The sequence below is a fragment of the Kitasatospora sp. NPDC003701 genome, assembly GCF_053587085.1.
Genome location: NZ_JBSFNM010000017.1, coordinates 38,840 through 55,508 on the forward strand (window position 1 = coordinate 38,840; position 16,669 = coordinate 55,508).

Annotated in this window: 17 protein-coding genes; 8 read left to right on the forward strand and 9 right to left on the reverse strand. The window is 73.1% G+C overall.

What is annotated here, in order from left to right:
* Window positions 1–504 precede the first annotated feature (504 nt).
* The 3 genes from ACWDRR_RS18225 to ACWDRR_RS18235 all read left to right on the forward strand — a co-directional run bounded on the left by ACWDRR_RS18225 (window position 505) and on the right by ACWDRR_RS18235 (window position 3,123).
* Window positions 505–729 carry a hypothetical protein gene (locus tag ACWDRR_RS18225; RefSeq protein WP_449773193.1) on the forward strand — a complete coding sequence of 75 codons (225 nt, stop codon included), beginning with the start codon at window positions 505–507 and terminating at the stop codon, window positions 727–729.
* A gap of 257 nt (window positions 730–986) precedes the next feature.
* Window positions 987–1,400, forward strand: a complete 414-nt coding sequence (locus ACWDRR_RS18230) for a plasmid mobilization protein (protein WP_449773194.1) — start codon at window positions 987–989, stop codon at window positions 1,398–1,400.
* A 28-nt stretch (window positions 1,401–1,428) separates the two neighbouring features.
* The gene (locus ACWDRR_RS18235; protein WP_449773195.1) at window positions 1,429–3,123 is read left to right on the forward strand and encodes a relaxase/mobilization nuclease domain-containing protein; all 1,695 of its coding nucleotides are present in this window, start codon (window positions 1,429–1,431) and stop codon (window positions 3,121–3,123) included.
* Between the two features lie 79 nt (window positions 3,124–3,202).
* Here ACWDRR_RS18235 and ACWDRR_RS18240 read toward each other — a convergent pair whose 3' ends face one another.
* Together ACWDRR_RS18240 and ACWDRR_RS18245 are read right to left on the reverse strand one after the other, a co-directional pair.
* Window positions 3,203–3,478, reverse strand: coding sequence for a hypothetical protein (locus ACWDRR_RS18240; protein WP_449773196.1), 276 nt, complete (start codon window positions 3,476–3,478; stop codon window positions 3,203–3,205).
* Window positions 3,479–3,647: 169 nt separating this feature from the next.
* The gene (locus ACWDRR_RS18245; protein WP_449773197.1) at window positions 3,648–4,115 is read right to left on the reverse strand and encodes a hypothetical protein; all 468 of its coding nucleotides are present in this window, start codon (window positions 4,113–4,115) and stop codon (window positions 3,648–3,650) included.
* A gap of 310 nt (window positions 4,116–4,425) precedes the next feature.
* Here ACWDRR_RS18245 and ACWDRR_RS18250 point away from each other — a divergent pair, with 310 nt between their 5' ends.
* The 5 genes from ACWDRR_RS18250 (at window position 4,426) to ACWDRR_RS18270 (ending at window position 9,918) form a co-directional block, all read left to right on the forward strand.
* A complete protein-coding gene (locus ACWDRR_RS18250; RefSeq protein ID WP_449773198.1) occupies window positions 4,426–5,745 on the forward strand; it encodes an MFS transporter in 1,320 nt (439 codons plus the stop codon).
* 38 nt (window positions 5,746–5,783) lie between these two features.
* Window positions 5,784–6,911 carry a GNAT family N-acetyltransferase gene (locus ACWDRR_RS18255; RefSeq protein WP_449773199.1) on the forward strand — a complete coding sequence of 376 codons (1,128 nt, stop codon included), beginning with the start codon at window positions 5,784–5,786 and terminating at the stop codon, window positions 6,909–6,911.
* 56 nt (window positions 6,912–6,967) lie between these two features.
* Window positions 6,968–8,236: an ATP-grasp domain-containing protein gene (locus ACWDRR_RS18260; protein WP_449773200.1), complete on the forward strand. Its 1,269-nt coding sequence runs from the start codon at window positions 6,968–6,970 to the stop codon at window positions 8,234–8,236.
* A 119-nt stretch (window positions 8,237–8,355) separates the two neighbouring features.
* Window positions 8,356–9,348: a hypothetical protein gene (locus ACWDRR_RS18265; protein WP_449773201.1), complete on the forward strand. Its 993-nt coding sequence runs from the start codon at window positions 8,356–8,358 to the stop codon at window positions 9,346–9,348.
* Between the two features lie 165 nt (window positions 9,349–9,513).
* Window positions 9,514–9,918: a hypothetical protein gene (locus ACWDRR_RS18270; RefSeq protein WP_449773202.1), complete on the forward strand. Its 405-nt coding sequence runs from the start codon at window positions 9,514–9,516 to the stop codon at window positions 9,916–9,918.
* Between the two features lie 137 nt (window positions 9,919–10,055).
* On the opposite strand, the gene ACWDRR_RS18275 is transcribed toward ACWDRR_RS18270, so the two are convergent.
* The 7 genes from ACWDRR_RS18275 to ACWDRR_RS18305 all read right to left on the reverse strand — a co-directional run bounded on the left by ACWDRR_RS18275 (window position 10,056) and on the right by ACWDRR_RS18305 (window position 16,470).
* Complete coding sequence (locus ACWDRR_RS18275; RefSeq protein ID WP_449773203.1) at window positions 10,056–10,424, reverse strand: hypothetical protein; 369 nt, start codon at window positions 10,422–10,424, stop codon at window positions 10,056–10,058.
* On the reverse strand, window positions 10,421–10,834 hold the full coding sequence (locus tag ACWDRR_RS18280; RefSeq protein WP_449773204.1) for a hypothetical protein: 414 nt from the start codon (window positions 10,832–10,834) through the stop codon (window positions 10,421–10,423). Before ACWDRR_RS18280 ends, ACWDRR_RS18275 begins: the two co-directional genes overlap by 4 nt.
* A gap of 91 nt (window positions 10,835–10,925) precedes the next feature.
* Window positions 10,926–11,096: a hypothetical protein gene (locus ACWDRR_RS18285; RefSeq protein ID WP_449773205.1), complete on the reverse strand. Its 171-nt coding sequence runs from the start codon at window positions 11,094–11,096 to the stop codon at window positions 10,926–10,928.
* 83 nt (window positions 11,097–11,179) lie between these two features.
* Entirely contained in the window at window positions 11,180–11,548 is a 369-nt protein-coding gene (locus ACWDRR_RS18290; protein ID WP_449773206.1) for a DUF317 domain-containing protein, read from the reverse strand.
* Between the two features lie 276 nt (window positions 11,549–11,824).
* Complete coding sequence (locus ACWDRR_RS18295) at window positions 11,825–13,627, reverse strand: hypothetical protein (RefSeq protein WP_449773207.1); 1,803 nt, start codon at window positions 13,625–13,627, stop codon at window positions 11,825–11,827.
* On the reverse strand, window positions 13,624–14,844 hold the full coding sequence (locus ACWDRR_RS18300; protein WP_449773208.1) for an AAA family ATPase: 1,221 nt from the start codon (window positions 14,842–14,844) through the stop codon (window positions 13,624–13,626). The genes ACWDRR_RS18295 and ACWDRR_RS18300 overlap by 4 nt, the downstream gene beginning before the upstream one ends.
* A 45-nt stretch (window positions 14,845–14,889) precedes the next feature.
* Entirely contained in the window at window positions 14,890–16,470 is a 1,581-nt protein-coding gene (locus ACWDRR_RS18305) for a type II toxin-antitoxin system HicA family toxin (protein WP_449773209.1), read from the reverse strand.
* Window positions 16,471–16,669 lie beyond the last annotated feature (199 nt).

Genomic DNA, 16,669 nt, shown 5'->3' on the forward strand with positions numbered 1-16,669 from the left:
CGGTCCGGTCCCCGTGCCGGGTCCGTCCGGTCCGGTCCCCGTGCCGGGTCCGTCCGGTCCGGTCCCCGTGCCGGGTCCGTCCGGTCCGGTCCCCGCGTCGGGTCCGTCCGGTCCGGTCCCCGCGTCGGGTCCGTCCGGTCCGGTCCCCGCGTCGGGTCCGTCCGGTCCGGTCCCCGTGCCGGGTCCGTCCGGTCCGGCTCCCGCGCCGGGTCCGTCCGGTCCGGTCCCGACGACCGGACGGACCCGGGTGAAGCTGGAGGTGCTGGTGCCCGTCGCCCGAAAGGCCGCCGCCCGGGCCGGCCGGACCAACCGGGAGGTCGTAGCCGCTGGACTCCGCAAGGAGGGCTACACCATCAGCAACGCGCGCATGGGCCAGCTGCTCCGGATGATCGAGGACACCGACGCCAAACCTCCGCCGACCTCCCCGCCCGGCACCGCGCGCCCATCGCTCCCCGTAACACAGCGACCCCTCCCAACGCCCAACTCGCTTCCGAGGAAACGCCCATGACCAGCACCATCGCGCCGAAGACCACCCCCGATGCTCTGATGAGCCTCCTCCTGGACCAGCGCCTCGTCCGAACCGCCACCGCCGCCAGCGACGGAAGCTGGCTCGTCCGCCGGACCGCACACGGGCCCAAGGTCGTCCTGGAAGGGCCCATCGAGGTCATGGACTACGGCCTCGGCCTGCTTCTGGACGCCAAGCTCGAACTGGAGGAAGCCGCAGCCTGAACAGGGCCAAGTCGGCACCCCAGTAGAGCAGTTCGGTGCCTGACCGCTTGGCCCCTACGGCGCAGCAAGCTATCGCCTGGGGCTGCCCTACGGGCAGTCCCAGGCACTTGCCCTCGCCCCACGGGGGGCGAGGGACCTGGGGAGGAGTCGAGCGAGGGCGCTCGACTCCTCCCCAGGAACCGGAGCGAGGGCGCTCCGGGAACCGATGAGAGGAGAAGCCGACGACTACCGCTCAATCAGAAGACCCTGAAGCCGAGTTGAAGCCTGAGCGCCGCCCGCGTCGCCGACACCGCGACGCCCAGCAGCGCTCCCACCGCGTCGTCGTCCGCTTCAACCTCGCCGAGCGCGACGAGATCGCCGAAGCAGCAGCAGCACGACAACAGACCGTCTCCCGCCTCGTTGCCACCGCCAGCCTTGCCGCCGCCCGCGGTCACAGCGTCGCCACCGATCCGCAAGACCGCCTCGACCGCGCCGTCGATGAACTCGCCGCCAGCCGAGCGCAGCTCGCTCGCGTCGGCAACAACCTCAACCAGTTGACCTTCGGTCTCAACGCCGCCGGCTACGTCCAGCCGACAGAGCTGGCCCTCACCCTCGGCGCCGTTCGCCGGGCCGTGGCCGTAGTCGACGACACCGCTGCCAAGCTGGTGACCGGCGGTTCGCTTGGTTCCTGACGTCAGCCGTGGCAACAAAACCTACGGGTTGCTGGCTTACCTCTACGGCCCGGGCCGGCGCGACGAGCACTTCGACCCGCACTTGGTTGCGAGTTGGGACGGCTTCGCGCCGGACCCGGGCCGCGACCCGAACGCCACCCTCAAGCAACTGGAGCAAGCCCTCGACCTGCGGGTCAACCAGCGCGGTCGTCCTCGCCTGAAGAACCACGTCTGGCACTGCCCGGTCAGCCTGGACCCGGACGAGCGGGTGCTCTCCGACGATGAGTGGGGCGAAGTCGCCCGCCGCGTCGTCGCCGCCGTCGGCATCGCCCCGCCCGGAGACCCGGACGGCTGCCGCTGGATCGCGGTACGCCATGACCCCCGCCACATCCACATCATGGCCACCGTGGTGCGTGGAGACCTGCGCGGTGCCCGCCTCCACGGGGACGCCCAGCGCGCGCAGGACGAATGCCGCTTGATCGAGAAGGAGCTCGGGCTGCGTCAGCTCAACCCGGGCGACAAGACGGCAGCCAAGCGGCCCACCAGCGCGGAAGGGCACAAGGCGGAGCGCCTCGGTCGCCCAGAGCCCATGCGCCTGCAGCTCAGGGACCGGGTGCGCCAGGCGGTCGCCGGTGCCGCCGACGAAGCCGAGTTCTTCAGCCGCCTCGAAGCCGCCGGCCTGCTGGTAAAGCCCAAAGTCGGCCCGTCCGGCGACGTTCTCGGCTACTCGGTTGCCCACCCGGATGACCGCAACGCCCAAGGCGACCCGATCTTTTTCAGCGGCTCGAAGTTGGCGCCGGACCTCTCCCTCCCGCGCATCCGCAAGCGGCTGCACGGCGGTGTGCGGGCCGACGGAGCGAGCGCCGCCGAGCAGGGCGACCCAGTCACCGGCAAGGCCCGCGTGCCCGGTTCCAGGGCCGCACGGGCCCGCCGGGACGCCGCCGCCGCGGTCGACGACGCCATCCACACCATCGAAGAAGGCAGCGAGGAGGAAGCAGCAGCACAGCTGGTCGGGGCGATCGAGATCATCGACGTCCTCGCCGTCCGCGCCCCGGCCGACACCCGGGCACAACTCCTCTCGGCGGCAAGGGCGTTCGAGCGGGCATCGCGCTCCCACGTGCGCGCCGAGCGGGCCGACAACCGGGCGGTGCGAGCCGCTGCCCGCCAGATGCTCAGCAGCGGCTACGCCGGGAACAGGTCCGAGGACGGCGGTGTGACTGCCATGCTGCTGTCGGCCCTCATCCTGCTGGCCATCGCCTCCGCCCGGTGGCACTCCGCGCGCTCGCACGCCCAGCAGGCTGCCGCCGCCAGCGCAGCGGCCGAGCAGCTCCGGGCGGCGTACGCCACGGTCGCCGCCCGCCCGATGGCAGCCATGGCCGCCCGAGGCCGTTCCCTGCCGTCGCCGGTGCGCGATCGGCAGGACGCGGTGATCCGCGCGAAGCTGCCCGAAGCCGGGGCCGGCGAGAGCGGCGGGAGCGACTGGGACGCGCTCGCGGCCACCCTCGCGGAGGCGGAGGCGGCCGGCCACGATCCGGCCGCGCTCCTGGAGGAGGCCAGGAACCGGCGCGAACTCGGCACCGCGGACTCCGTCACCGCCGTCATGGTCTGGCGGGTCCGCCGGATCGCGCAGCTGTCGGCCGCCCCCTCGGCCAAGCCCGAGCAGCCCGGTGCCCGCACCAGGAACGAAGGGCCGGCGGCTCCGGCGCCCGCACCCGGGCGTCAAGCCCGTAACAGCCGGCACTGACCCCTGGGTCCGCCCCTCCCGCAGGCCCGCGCGAGGGGCGGACTCGCTGCGGCCCCGCGGGGCCGCAGCGGCCACTCCTCTACTCCTCCCAGCAGCTCCAGTCGCAGCTGTCCGGACTGTCCCCGTCAGGGAACATGTAGTCGGCAAGCATCGGCTCGGCGCAGTAGCACTCGCCGTTGACGCAGTCCCGCGTCCCGGCGCACCTGCCCCAGTCGGGGAGCGGGGGGAGCATCCGGGGCGGGACGGCACGCCGGATCCGGACCACGGCCGGGACCACCTCCCCGTTCCTCCAGACTCCCGTCGCCAGGAGCTCGTAGCCGTCGGGCTGGTCCATACCGGCATCGTCGATCGTCAAGGTCTACCTCCAGAGTTCTGCCGACCGCGTGGTCGGACGTCATGGCCGCGGAAGGCGATCGGGGAAGGCGGGGCAGCGTCCGCGGGCGGTGCCACACCCAGTGCCGCAGCAGGTCCGACGGTGAACCGCTGCGGCGCTCCGGCACCCCGTGGCACCGGAGCCGGTGCGGCTACAGCCGTACGAGCAGCACGGCCGAGATGACCAAGGCCGTGCGGTGGAGGGCCTGGTCGGCCAAGTGAACGCCGTTGAGACCGCCGGAGCGCAGTTCCGCGAATCCCGCCGAGCCGACGCGGCGAAGGATCCACCGGACCGGCCACCGGCGGTCCAAGATCGCGTGTGTGGCGAACGACCAGGCCAGCGCCGTCGTCGTGCCGAGCGCGGTCACGGGAAGCGGTACGAGGAGCCGGAGCGTGCCGTACAGGCCGGCCATGACGAGGTGATAGCTCACGCAGTGGGCCAGGCAGGCGCCCCAGCCACGGCGGGGGCTGACTCCGGCGGCAACCTCCTCCTGGCTGGGGGCGCCCTTGTGCGCGGCCTGCCAATCGGATTGGCCCAGCACGTAGTCGGCCAGCACGTGGCCGACCCCGAGCACGGCCGAGACCGCGCCGAACGCCTCAGCGAGATTGTGGTGCTCCATCGAGTTCTCCGTTCGTGGTGGTGGCCGAGCGCTTGTCGCACGGCCCCAGACATGGGCGAAGGGGGCCGGCACCGAAGTGCCGGCCCCCTTCGCCTGGGGGTGGGTGGTGTGGTTCCTGGCTGCTGGCTGATGCGGAAGCGGGGAGGTGAGTGGTGGCTGTCTCCAGCGGCGCCAGGGCGCGCTACCACAAGATCGGCCCGACGCGTCGGGCTCGACGGCCGCGAGTCTGGCTGTCCGCCCGCCGACGAACGCGATCGACGCCTCGTCGGCGGGCGTACCACCGAGTCGCCGACGCCAGCAGGAGCAGCGCATGTCCGTCTTCCCGTTCACGGAGCCCGGCGACCGCGCCGAGCGCGCGTTGCGGCGGGCGCCGCAACGCGACCGGGACTGGCTGCTGCGCTGTTACGTGCTGCGCGGCACCGACGCCCTCGCGGGTTCGGTGATCACTTACGCCGTGCCGCTGCTGGTCCTCACCCTCACCCACTCGGTGGTCTGGACCGGGGCGGCGTTCCTGCTGGAGTGGCTGCCAAGGCTCGCCGCGATCGTGCTCGGCGGCCCGCTGGTGGACCGGCACAGCCCGCAGACCGCGGTCCTGGCGACCAGCCTGGCGCGCGGCGGGGCCGCCCTGCTGACCCTGGTGGGGATGAGCATGGGCCTCGGCGTACCCATCGTGCTTGCCTTCGGCGTGGTCGCCGGGATGCTGGCCGAAGGTTCGTTCCTGGCGGTCGAGTCGCTCGGGTCGGAGGCGAGCAGGCGAGCCGGAGCCCAGGCCCACCGGGTGCAGGCGAGGTTCACCGCGATCGACCAGAGCGCCGCCCTGCTGGGTCCGCTGATCGGCGGCGTGCTGCTGCTCGCCGGTCCGGCGCTCCTGCTGGCCACCGTGGCGATCCTGTCCGCCGTCACCCTCACCATGGCGTTGGTGATGCGCACCCCGCGCGTACGCCTGCGCCTGGTTGCCGAGCACCGCCGCGAGCGGGCCCGCGACGCCCTGGCCGGCGGCCTGAACGGCGTGCTCGGCACCCCCGCCCTCGCCTGGCTGGTCGCCACGCTCGCCGCCGCGAACCTGCTGTCCGGCCTCCTACAGGTGTCCACCCCGATCACCGTCACCCGGGAGCTGCACCACAGCACCGCCGCCACCGGCCTGGTGTGGAGCATCGCGGCGGTCGCCTCCCTGCTGGCCGTCCTCGCCGCGAAGCCGGCCATCGACCGGTACGGCCTGTTCCCCGTGATCCTCGCCTCCTCCGTCGTCACCTGCGCCGCCGCCGCAGCAGCCGCCATCGCGCCGACCCTGGTCACCTACACCGCGGCGGTCGCCACCCTGATGGCCGCCGAGGGCGCAGCGACGGTCGCCCTGCGCACCGCCCGCGCCCGCCTGATCCCCGCCCGGCGCTTCGGCGCGACGCTGTCGGTCTGCGTCCTGCTCGTCCTGGCCCCGCTGCCGGTGGCCGGGCTGCTGGTCGCCGTCGTCCCCGCCGACGGCGTGCGGGCCCTGCTGTTCGCCGGCGCGGTCGCCGTCACCGTCGCCACCGCCTTCTGTCTGGTCGGCCTCCACCGGCACCGGCACTCTTACGAGCACCCGGCCGCCGGGGCCGCCACCCAGGACGAAGTCCTCCAGGCCGAAGCCGCCTGACCCGCCCCTGACCGCAACCCCTTGGAGACCGCCACCGCATGACCCTGCCCCGCACCGCCGTACCCCAGGTCACCGCCCGCTGGTACGAGCACCTCGACGACGCCCCGGCCGACACCCGCCGGGCGCCGCACCCCTCCCGCACCCGGGCCTGGGCGAGCGCCTGGTCGGCGCTGACCACCGAGCGGATCCTGGACCACCGCCACCTCCACCTGACCGACCCCGCCACCGGGGACGCCGAGAGCGTCTCCTTCTTCCTCACCGCCGCGGACGGCTCCCCGTACTGGACGAGCCAGGAGACCGACGCCGACGTCCCCCCGGTGTGGCCCGGCCGAGTCCTCTACGCCGGGAGCCCCCACGCCGAGTACGGCGGTGCCGGCACCGCGACCGCCGCGATGGCCGCCGCCACCACCCGGGCCGGCCTCGACCTCGCCGCCCGGCTCGGCGCCAGCGCCCTCGTCCACCCCGGACTCGACCAGCACCAGGCAGACCGGCTGACCGCCGCCGTCCGTGACGCAGATGCAGGACAGGTCCTGGACCTGGCCACCGACGTCGCCTGGACCCGAACCCTCGGGCCGACCATCGACCAGTGGTGGCAGGGCATGCCCTCGCGCCAACGCCGGGACATCCGCCGCCGCTGGCGCCGCGGCACCGAAGCCGGCCTCGTCCTCGACCCGGTCACCGGCACCCGCGACATCCTCGACGCCGTACCCGCCTTCGCCCCGCTGGCCGCCGGCACCGCAGACCGCCACGGAACGAGCTTGTACGGCCACGACATGTTCGAGCAGCTGGCCGCCGTGCCCGGCACCGTCCTGCTCGCCGCCCGCCACGACGGCCGCCTCGTCGGCGGGATCTACGGCTGGCTGTACGACGGCTGCCTCTACCTCTGGGCATCCGGCCTCGACTACGAACAGCCCCTCGCCCCGCTCGTCTACACGTGGCTGATGTGCGAATCAGCCCGCTGGGCGATCGACCAGGGCGCAATCCTCATCGACGCCGGCCGCGCCAACCACCTGGCGAAGCTCCGCCTGGGCTACCGCCCCCGCATCCTGCGCACCGTCGTCCACCTGACCGGCCACCAGCCCGCCACCGAACGGTCGCTGCGACGGCTGTCGCAGCGCCTCGGCGACCAGGCCGCCCCGCACCTGCCCCCGGAGGCCCGCTGGTGAGCACCACCGCGTCCGCCGACCTGCCCGCCGCGCCACCCCGTACCGGAAGGACCCGTATGACCACCACCAACGCCCCGACGAACGACACCTCCGGCGAGGGGGTGCTCCTGGTGCTGGGGTCGGGAGATAGGGCCTACAGGTCGTACTGTCTCGCCTCCGCCGCCGGGCGCAGCCCTCTGGTCCTGGTGAACGCCACCGACCCGACCTGGCAGCTGGACCACGTCCGCGACCACGAGGTCGCCCACCTCGGCGACCTGGAGCAGCTGCGCTGGGCGGTCGGCCGTCTCGCCGAGCGGCACGACATCAAGGGCGTGGTGACCTGGGACGAGTACGCGCTCGTCCCGGCCGCGCACGTCGCCGCCGACCTCGGCGTGCCCGGCCAGTCCTCGGCAACCGCCGCGGCCTGCCGAAACAAGGCCGCCTCGCGCGCGGTGTGGGCCTCCGAGGGCGTGCCGTCCGCCCAGTCGATCCGGGTCACCTCCCTGGTGACCGCAGGCCGCGCGGCCCGCCGCATCGGATACCCCGTGGTCCTCAAGCCGGCCTCCCACGCGGGCAGCATCGGCGTGATCAAGGTTGAGAACCCCGACGACCTGCCGGGTGCCTACGCCTACGCCAGCGGCCGGGCCGAGGACCAGGGCGAGGAGGGCAGCGGCATCCTCGTCGAGGAGTACCTGGCAGGTCCCGAGATCTCGGTGGAGTGCGTCACCGTGCACGGCATCACCACCGCCGTCGCCGTCACCCGCAAGGAACTCGGGCCGGAACCCTACTTCGAGGAGGTCGGCCACGTCGTCTCGGCCGGCGACCCGCTGCTCGCCCAGGTCGGCCCGGTCGCCGAAGCTGCCCTGGACGCCCTCGGCATGAACTCGGGCATCTCCCACGTCGAGATGCGCCTGACCGCCGACGGCCCCCGGCTGATCGAGGTCAACGGCCGCATCGGCGGGGACCTGATCGGACATCTGGTGCACCTCGCGACCGGCATCGACCTCGCCGCCGCGGCAGCCGACATCGCCCTCGGCCGCGAACCCGACCTCGCCCCCGCCCGCTCCGGTGCAGCCGGCGTCCGCTTCCTCTACCCGGCCACCTCCGGAACCGTCCGAACCGCCCGACCCCGGCCCGAACTGGGCGACCCCGCCTGGCTGGAGCGCCTGGTGTGGGAGTGCGAGCCGGGCCGGCAGGTCCTCCTGCCCCCGCTCGGAGACCTCGGCACCGCACGCCTGGGACACCTGGTGGTCACCGGCACCGACGCCGCCCAGGTCCACGACCACCTCGCCCACGCCGAGGGCCTGCTCGACACCGCGGTCGACCCCGCCCCAGCCGCGGGCTGACCCACCCGACCGACGGCGGGCCCGACGCACTGCTCACGCCGGGCCCGCCCCGCGACCGTAGCCCCTCGCCCGCACCGACGACAGCCCCCGGGCCCGAGCCGACAACCGAGAACAGGACCGTGGACCTCCCCTCCTACGCCACCGCCCTCGCCGCCCACCTGCCCGGCACCTGGACGGCCGAACACCACCAGCACCTCGATGCGGACATGGCCGACATCGTCTCGATGCTCGCCCTCGGCCCCCTCCAGCCCGCCGACTTCCGCAACGCCTCCGTGCTCACCGAGCCCGCCCGGCCGATCGGCCTCCTCGTCACCGAGGAGCAGCACGCCACCGGGCACGGCTACGCGATCCGCTCGATCGCCCTGACCGACGGACACGCCTACACCCGGCAGGCGGTCGCCGGCGAGCAGCTCGAACTCGCCCTCCCCACAGACCCGGAGACCGCGGCAGCCGACATCGAGCGCACCCTGCTGCCGTGCCACGACCGGCTCCAGGCCCGGCACCGGCTCGCCGTCCTGGAAGAAGCCCTCCATGGGGCCCAACTGGCCCTCGACCACTGGGACTCGATCTCCGACGGCCTCTGCGGCGACGACGGCTGGCCACTGGACGAGCAGCTCTACGACGACGGCAAGGTCCGCCGCGACACCAGCACCCTCGCCCACCTCCAGCGGGTCCTGCCCCACGCCGAGGCCCTTCTCCAGGACGGCTTCGCCGCCCACCGGCTCCTGCCGCCCGGGGAGGAAGCCGACCGGACCGGCTACCACCTGCGCACCCTGGCCGGCGCCTTCGAGGGAGCCAACCGGATCCTCGACGAGTGGAAGACCACCCTGCACCGCCACACCCGGGCGGACGGGACACCGATCGAGCCCGGCCATGCCACCGCGGTAGAGGAACGCAACGCGGACACCTGGTCGGATATCCACACCTGGCTCATCACCGGCCCGGCCCTCGCCGCCCTCCTGTACGAGGCCGACGCGACCCCACCGGCCGCCCGCACCGCCGCTGCTGAGGCACGCTCGCCCCGACTCCCCAAGGCCGCCTCCGCCCTTGTCATGCAGGTCCTGCGCGCCGAGCAGGTGTCGCGCTCTCCGTCCCGGACGTCTCGCAGGTGACATGGACCGCACGCCGTTCGATCTGGCTGCTTACCGCTCATCGGCCCGCTAGCAGCGGGATCGAGTGCCAGTTCCCTGTATCACACATCGGTAACAAAATGCCAATTTGGGAATAAATCCGACCCGTGCCCGGTTACACCCGGCACGTCTACGAAAGGGCTGTACTTGTCGGATTCGCCGAGACCTCACGACGGCCACGGTTCCAACGACCCGCTCGAGCCGGCTGACTTCCCGCCGCTCGATCTCCTTGAGCTCTCGATTCCCGACTTCCCCACGCTCTCGCCCGACAAGCCCGTGATCCGGGCGGTCCCGCACCACGACCAGCTGAAGCCCCGCGGCACCGTCATCCTTTGCGAGGAGTGCAAGGCGGCCCGCGACTGGCTGCTCCTCAATGTCCGCCGGCACGTCTTCGTCCGCTGCCGCTGCGGCCACGAGTGGCTGGAGGATCTCCTGACGGTCGAGTACTTCGATCAGCACTTCTCGGCGCCCGAGGCCGCCTGGGACAGCTTCGAGACCGCCATGGCGGCGGCGGGCTACGACGGGGTCTGGGCCGGCATCTACCTCAACTGAGCCGGCAGGCCGTAGCCGCCGCCGGCGGTCACGCGGTCCCTGTCACGGTTTCGGTGGACTCGGCGATACGGCGAAGGGGCGGCACCACGAGAACTCGTGGTGCCGCCCCTTCGCCGTTGCCCCGCAGGGTGCTGCGGCTACTGGTCGAGCAGGCGGATGCTGCCGCGCGCGTCCTGCGCGACCAGGCCGGCGTTCAGCAGCCGGGCGAGAGCGAGCCGCACGACGGCGACCCGCAGGCCGAGGCCGGCGGCAAGCTCGTCGGGGGTGTCCGTGCCGGAGGCCAGGGCGGCAAGCACCGCACGGTCGGCGTCGGCGTCGAGCCATCTGCTCACACGGTAGAGAGCGAGGGCGCACACGCCGCAAGCGGTCAGCTCGACGGCGACCCAGGCGTTGTAGTGGCGCAGGCCCGCCACGACGGCGGTGGCGCCGGAGAGGGCGGTGAGCGTGATGAACACGACCGCCGCGCGGCGCAGGCCGCGGCGGGAGATGTTCGGGTCGGTGGTCACAGAGCCTCCTGGGGCAGTGGAGCGTAGCGGGACTGGGAGAAGAAGGAGCAGTCGAGGCGGGGCGGGCGGATCAGGCAGACCCGGCACGGTCGCTCGGGGGTGCCGGGGACGACGTGGTGGTGGCAGAAGGTGCGACCACCACCGTCGGCGCGGACCGGGTGGGCGACGACGAGTTCGGCGAGCTGGTCGGCGCTGCTCCACCCGCAAGTGCCCTCGCGGGGGTGAGGCCGACCGTGTCCGCCGTCGATGCCGCCGACAGCCAGCAGGTAGCGGTCGGACGGGGCGAGGTAGGCCAGCACGTGGTAGCGGGCCCGCTCGCCCGCACTGTTCGTAGGGCCGTAGGCGGTGCCGAACGCTCGGGCGATTCCGTCTACGCGGTCGCCGCGCAGGTCGAGGGTTTCGGGTTCCAAGGGACCTCCGTGATCGCGGTGCTCGACGCGAGGTGCGCGTCGATGGCTGTGCCGCCGGGCCGGGGCGCGGCGGCGTGCGAGGAGGCGCAGGTCAGCAGTGCGGGCAGCGCTGCCGGGGAATCCGGCGGCCGGAGGGTTCGGCAACGGCCGGCACTCGCGAGAGCAGGACCCGCGCGACGACCAGCTGGAGGACCAACAGGAACAGGCCGACACGGACGGCGGTGTGCTCGCTGCGCAGCAGCGCGTGGAAGACGAGGCCCACAGCGGCGGCGCTGATCAGGTACTCGGCAAGGGCGAGGCGACGATGGGCAGGCAGGCGGAGAGTGAGGGGGATGGCGCGTCCTTTCAGGAGGTCGACGAGGTACTCGGGGACGGGCGGAGGGTGGAGCGGTTGACCAGATCGGTGAGGAAGCCGATGACCAGCTCGGCGGGAGTGTGCCGGTCGAAGGTGGCCCTCCAGCCGGGCTGCCGCGCGGTGCCGGTGAGCGCGATGATCCAGGTGTCGACGTGCCGGTTGTCCGGCTGGTAGCCGACATAGACCTGGGTACACGGCGACGCGGCGTGCAGGCCGCCTTCGGCGTCGATCACCCAGGACCAGCCGTGCACGCCGAGGAAGGTACTGATGGCGTTGGGGTTGCCCTCGCCGAGAGGCCAGGCGCGGTGGGCGATGGCGTCGCCGGGGCGCAGGCCACGTACGACAGGGGCGGAGATCACGACAGACAGGGAAACCATCCTTCGGATAGGCGCTGCGGGGTCGTCCATGTTGACTTGGACTGCCCCGTTTTGCGTAGTCCGTTCGAGGGTTCGTCTGCTACAGGCGAACACGCCTGTGCCCGGACCGAGTTGGTCCGGGCACAGGCGCGCTGTGTCAGCGTGAGCGGAGCGGCGCAGGGTTGCCGGCCTGGCGGGAAGGGGAACCGAGGGGGCCTCGGTTCGGGCCGGGAGTTCGGCGAACCGGCAGCGACGTCTACCGCACCAAAGCCCGACGCCTTAGCGTGTCCTGCGGATCGCGTCGGTCGCGGCCTTGGCGATGGCGGCGGGGGCGGCGGAGGGCTTGGGCAGGTGGAGCAAGGTGGTCCCCGGCAGGTGGCGGGACTTCTTGTCGAGGGTGAGCTGGAGTACGGCGCAGCCGGCGACGCCGAGGCGCTGGATGCGGGTGACGGCGTCGGCGGTCTCGTCGGGGGTGTACACGGCATCGGTGACGATCACCAGGAGGCGGCCGGCCCCGGGGCGGCTGAGGTCGAGGCCATGGTCGAGAGCGTCGAGGGCGTCGCCCAAACTGTGGCTGCCGCCGCTGGCGCGGAACGTCGTCACCTGCGCCGGTGCCCGGTGGGTGGGCCGGGTCAGGGCGGTCAGGTGCGAGTCGTAGGCGACGGTGGCCGTGCGGGAGTCGGGGCCTGTCATGGCTGCTGCCCGGGCCACGATCCAGGCGGCGGACGCCACGGGCTCGCAGGCGGCGCTCATGGAGCCGGAGACGTCCACCGCAATCCCCACCCGCAACGGCGGGGTGGCGGTGGAGCGGCGGCGGATGTGGGTGAACGGTTCCGCAGTGGGCACCGAGCCGGACGCGCGTTGGGCGTCGCGGGCGAGGGCGGCCCTCATGTTGAGGCGGCCGGGTGGGGTGGGGCTGGTGCTCCGCTCCTCGGCCCGCTCGCGGTAGGCAGCGGCACGGAGCGCGCGGCTCAGCTGCCCGGCGGCGGTCTGTTCGGCGGTGGTCGGCTTGCGGCTGCCGGTGATCGGGCCGGTGCGAGAACTGGGTGTGCCGTCGGGATTGACGGTGGCGCCGCGGGGGTTGAAGACGGAGCGGGCGGTGGCCGCGGCCTTGCGTCCGCTGCTGGCCCGCTGGGCGCGGTCCTGGGCTTGTGCCTCGGCGTGCGCGGCCAGGGCGACGTCGGCGGCGAGTTGTGCCGCGAGGTCCGCACGGTCGTTGGCGGCCATGCTGTCCATGACGACCACCACCGCGCCGGCCAGCAGGTCGGTGAGGTCCTCCGGCGGGGCGGGCAGGGATGGTGCGGCAGCGTCCAGGGCCTCGCACCAGTCCTGGGCGTGCGCGAGCATGGTCGTGGCGTCGTGGTCGGCGCATCGATGGGCCGCCGTCCAGATGCCGGTGAGGGTGGCCAGCAGATCTGCGCCAAGGACCTGTTCGCACAACGAGGCGACCGCCTGGGTCTCGCCGGCGTCCAGGATGCCGACGTCACGGCGACCGAGGATCAGGGCCGCCACGCTGGCGGCGTGTTCGATGCCCTGGAAGGTCGGATTGGCGATGTCGGGCATGACCAGGGTACGGGCGCTGGTGCGCAGGTACGTGCGGTCCATCGGACGCTTGGTCAGGTGGGTGCCTTCGATGCGGCTCTCCTCCAGCAGGAGCGCGGCCTCCACGATGCGGGGGTGCGCGCCGGCCGCCAGCTCCGTCCAACGGGAGTGGGCGGCATGGGCGGCCTCGTGGACAAAAACGCCCCAGGCGGCGGGGTACCTCTCTTCGTCGCCCACGATCCGCGGATGGATTTCGTGGGCCTGAAGAGGGTCGAACAGTGTGGCGTCGAACTCGACCTCGGCCAGGCCGGGGAAGTAGGCCGCCGGTGCGCCGCTGCGGGTGCCCGGTTGGCAGGTGACGAGCAGGTCGTGCCGGCCGGACAGGGCGACCAGCCGGTCGCCGAGCTCGGCTCCCACGCGCAGCCACGCGGCCGGGGACGAGCGGGGCTGTGCGGGCGGGGCGCCGTCGTCGTCCCAGCGCGCGAGGTCGGCGTCGTCGGCCGCGGTGACGGAGGACTGGACGTGGTGGTGGGCACTCATCGCCGGCGGCCCCGGGACACGGAGCCGTTACTCCCCGGGGGCTTCTGGGCAGCCGGAGCGGTCGCGGCGGAGAGCTGCCGGCCGAGCGTGAGGGGCGAGACGTCGTTGATGCCGGCGATCTTCTTGACGGTTTCGGCGACGACGGCGCGGTCCTCAAGGGGTGCGATGCCGATCAGGTTTCCGAGGGCGGCCTTGAAGCCGAGGACGGCCTCGGTCTTCTGGAAGGCGATCAGTTCCCGTAGTTGCGGGGCCCAGCCGAGCTCGCCGAGTCCGACCTGGTTGGCGAGGTAGCGGGCGACCCGGACCACCCGGGCATCGACCCGCAGGGCCTCGGCCAGGTCGTAGTCCGTGCCGACCTGGATCTGCACGCTGAACCGGCTCGCGAGCGCATCGGTCAGCACGGCACCGTGCACGTTGGGGTTGTGCCCGGCCAGCACGAAGAAGCCTTGCTTCGCCTGGATGGTCTCGCCCTTGTGGGCCTTGATCTGGATCTGGCGGCGGCCGTCCATCGCCGGGTAGAGCGAGGCCAGGACCTTCGGCGAGATCAGGGTCGCGTCGTCGATCAGCAGGGCGCGGCCCTCGGTCATCGCGGTGACCACCGGCCCGTACTGCCAGACGTAGCCTCCGCCGTCGTCCAGCGTGTACTCGCCGAGCAAGTCGCCGACGGTGGTGTCGCCGTCGCCGGCGACGGTGATCAGGTCGTCGAAGGCAGCCTCAACGAGCGAGGTCTTGCCGGTGCCCGGAGGACCGTACAGCAGCACCGGGATGTCGGCGTCGCGCAGGCGCGTCAGCGCCTCGACGTCGGGAAGGTCGGCCAGCTGCCGCGGGTGGTAGAGCTGTCCCCCCGGGCGGCGGATCGGGCCGGTCCACTTGGGCGCAGGCGCAGGCGCGGGTGCGGGTGCAGTCGTGCGGGCCGTGGCCGCGGCGGCGCGGGGGGAGTGGGTTCCCGGTGGACTGATCACCGGGGCTCGCCCGGCTGCGGCGGTCAGCGAGTTCGCACGGAACTGCTTCCCGGCGCCGACCCGGTCGGCCTCGCCTCGTTTCACCAGGGTCTCGACCGCTTGCACGACGGCGCCGCTGGAGTGGCCCAGCGCCTTGGATATTTGCCCGGTGGTGAGCGCGTCCGCCGGCCGGCCAGCCAGCAGGCGGGCGACCTTGGCTCGTAGCTCACCGCCCTTGGTACGTCCTGATGCAGCGGGCGGTGCGGGTGTGGTCAAGCGGGGAACCTCCAAGGGGTTGACGCCGACGGGTGCGCCCGGTGATCAGCGGACGGGCTTCCGCGGGGGCGTGGGGGCGGTGGTGGTGGCCGGGGGGCTGGGTGCAGCTGACGTCGGCGCGCTGCCGGAGAGGGCAGCGGCCCGCCGCTCCGTCGGGGTGGCCCGGCCCTCGGGGGTGACCGGGGTGACGATGGCGACCTTCCGGTCGGTCGCGTCGAGGTGAAGGCCGGTGGTGCTGCGCAGCAGGGGTTCGGGGGAAGCGAGTTCGCGGCAGAGGGCGGCGGCGAGGCGCGAAGGGGTGTTCGCGCTGATCTCCGCCATCCAGTACCCGAGGGCCCGGTAGCAGCTGATGCGGGCGGCGGGCTTGCCGCGCAGGTCGTGCAGGGCGGTCGGGACGTCGCAGTGGACGCTGACGTAGCCGTCGGGCGAGCGGAAGGAGACGGCGCCGCGGGGCTCGACCTCGCTCTTCCATCCCGCCTCGGCCAAGGGCAGGAAGCCCAGGCTCAGGACGCCGGCCCGGAATGGTTCTCGGGAGTCCGATCCGGCTTCGTCCAGGATGGCGAGAGCTTCGTCGACGACGCCGGCGATCAGCTCGGGCGGGACGAGGTCGCCGCTGGTGACGCGCCAGGCGATGCTCGCTCCCCGGTGCTGGGCACCCCAGACCCGCCAGGCGGCGCTCTGCCGCGTCCGGTCGTCGGTGCCGTCGGGCCAGGCGAGCCCGAGCCTTCCGCACGGGCTGGTCATCGAGGTCGTGTCCACCGTCCAGCCCAGGGAGGCGAGATGCCCCTTGATCTGCTCGGCGCCGCCACGGCCGGGGCCGGCGTAGTGGCGGGGGGTCACGCTGACGAGGTCCGGTTCGGGGCCGGTTTCGCGGGGTGGTTCGGTGGTGGTCGGGGCAGTGGTGGTCGGCAGGGGGTTCTCCAGGTCGGGCGGGAAACTTGGGGCCGCGAGCAGGGGGCGCCACCGGGGCAGGGTGGCGGAGGCGGCGGGTTCGATCGTGACCCGGGCCAGATGGTGGGCGGGGATCTCGCTGCGGCGGCGCAGCGCCGTGTCCGAGGCCACCATCGTCGCTGCCGTGCGCAGGAACGCCTCGGGAGCCCACGGCGAGGCGATGACGTCCCACGCCAGCTCGGAGCTGGTGTTGTTCAGGCCGAAGGCGAGGGTGCGCTCCGGGTGGGAGGGCACCAGGAGGGTGGCGGCGCCGGGCGCGTGGATGAACGTCCGCCAGGGCCCCCGCTTGATCGTCCATCCGGCGCTGGAGAGGATCCGCTCGATGTCGTCACCGGCCCTGCGGTTGGTAAGGACGGAGGCCGGGTCGCTGTCGAGTCGGCCGGCGGCGTCCAGGACGAGGCCGTGGGTGAGTTCATAGGGCGTCTGGGGGCTGAACCAGGCACACCAGATTTCCGTGGCGTCCGGCTCCCCGCTGTCGTAGGCGGAGAGCTGCCAGTGCTTCTGGAGGATGCTGCGGCCGAGGGTGAAGTCGCCGTGCTCCAGGGCCATGCGGCGGCAGGGGCTGACGAGCAGGGGTTCCTCGGGTGCGCTGAGCGCGTCGTGCTCCCAGCCGTACGCGGATACGAGATGGTCGCCCAGGTCGCCGGGTGGAGTCCCGGTGCCGGCAAGTTCCAATGGGCGAACGGCGACCAGATCGTCGTGGTCAGGGTCGGTGGGGCTCAGGGGGTCTCCAACAGCGCAGGGGCACCAGCGATCACGGCGAGGCTGCTGGTGGGTTCGAAGACGGTCCGGGTGCCCCTGACGGTCACCGACGCGGGCAGGCGCAGCCGTCGGAGGGGCGGGGGCGGGAGGATCACCGGGACCGTGGCGGTGC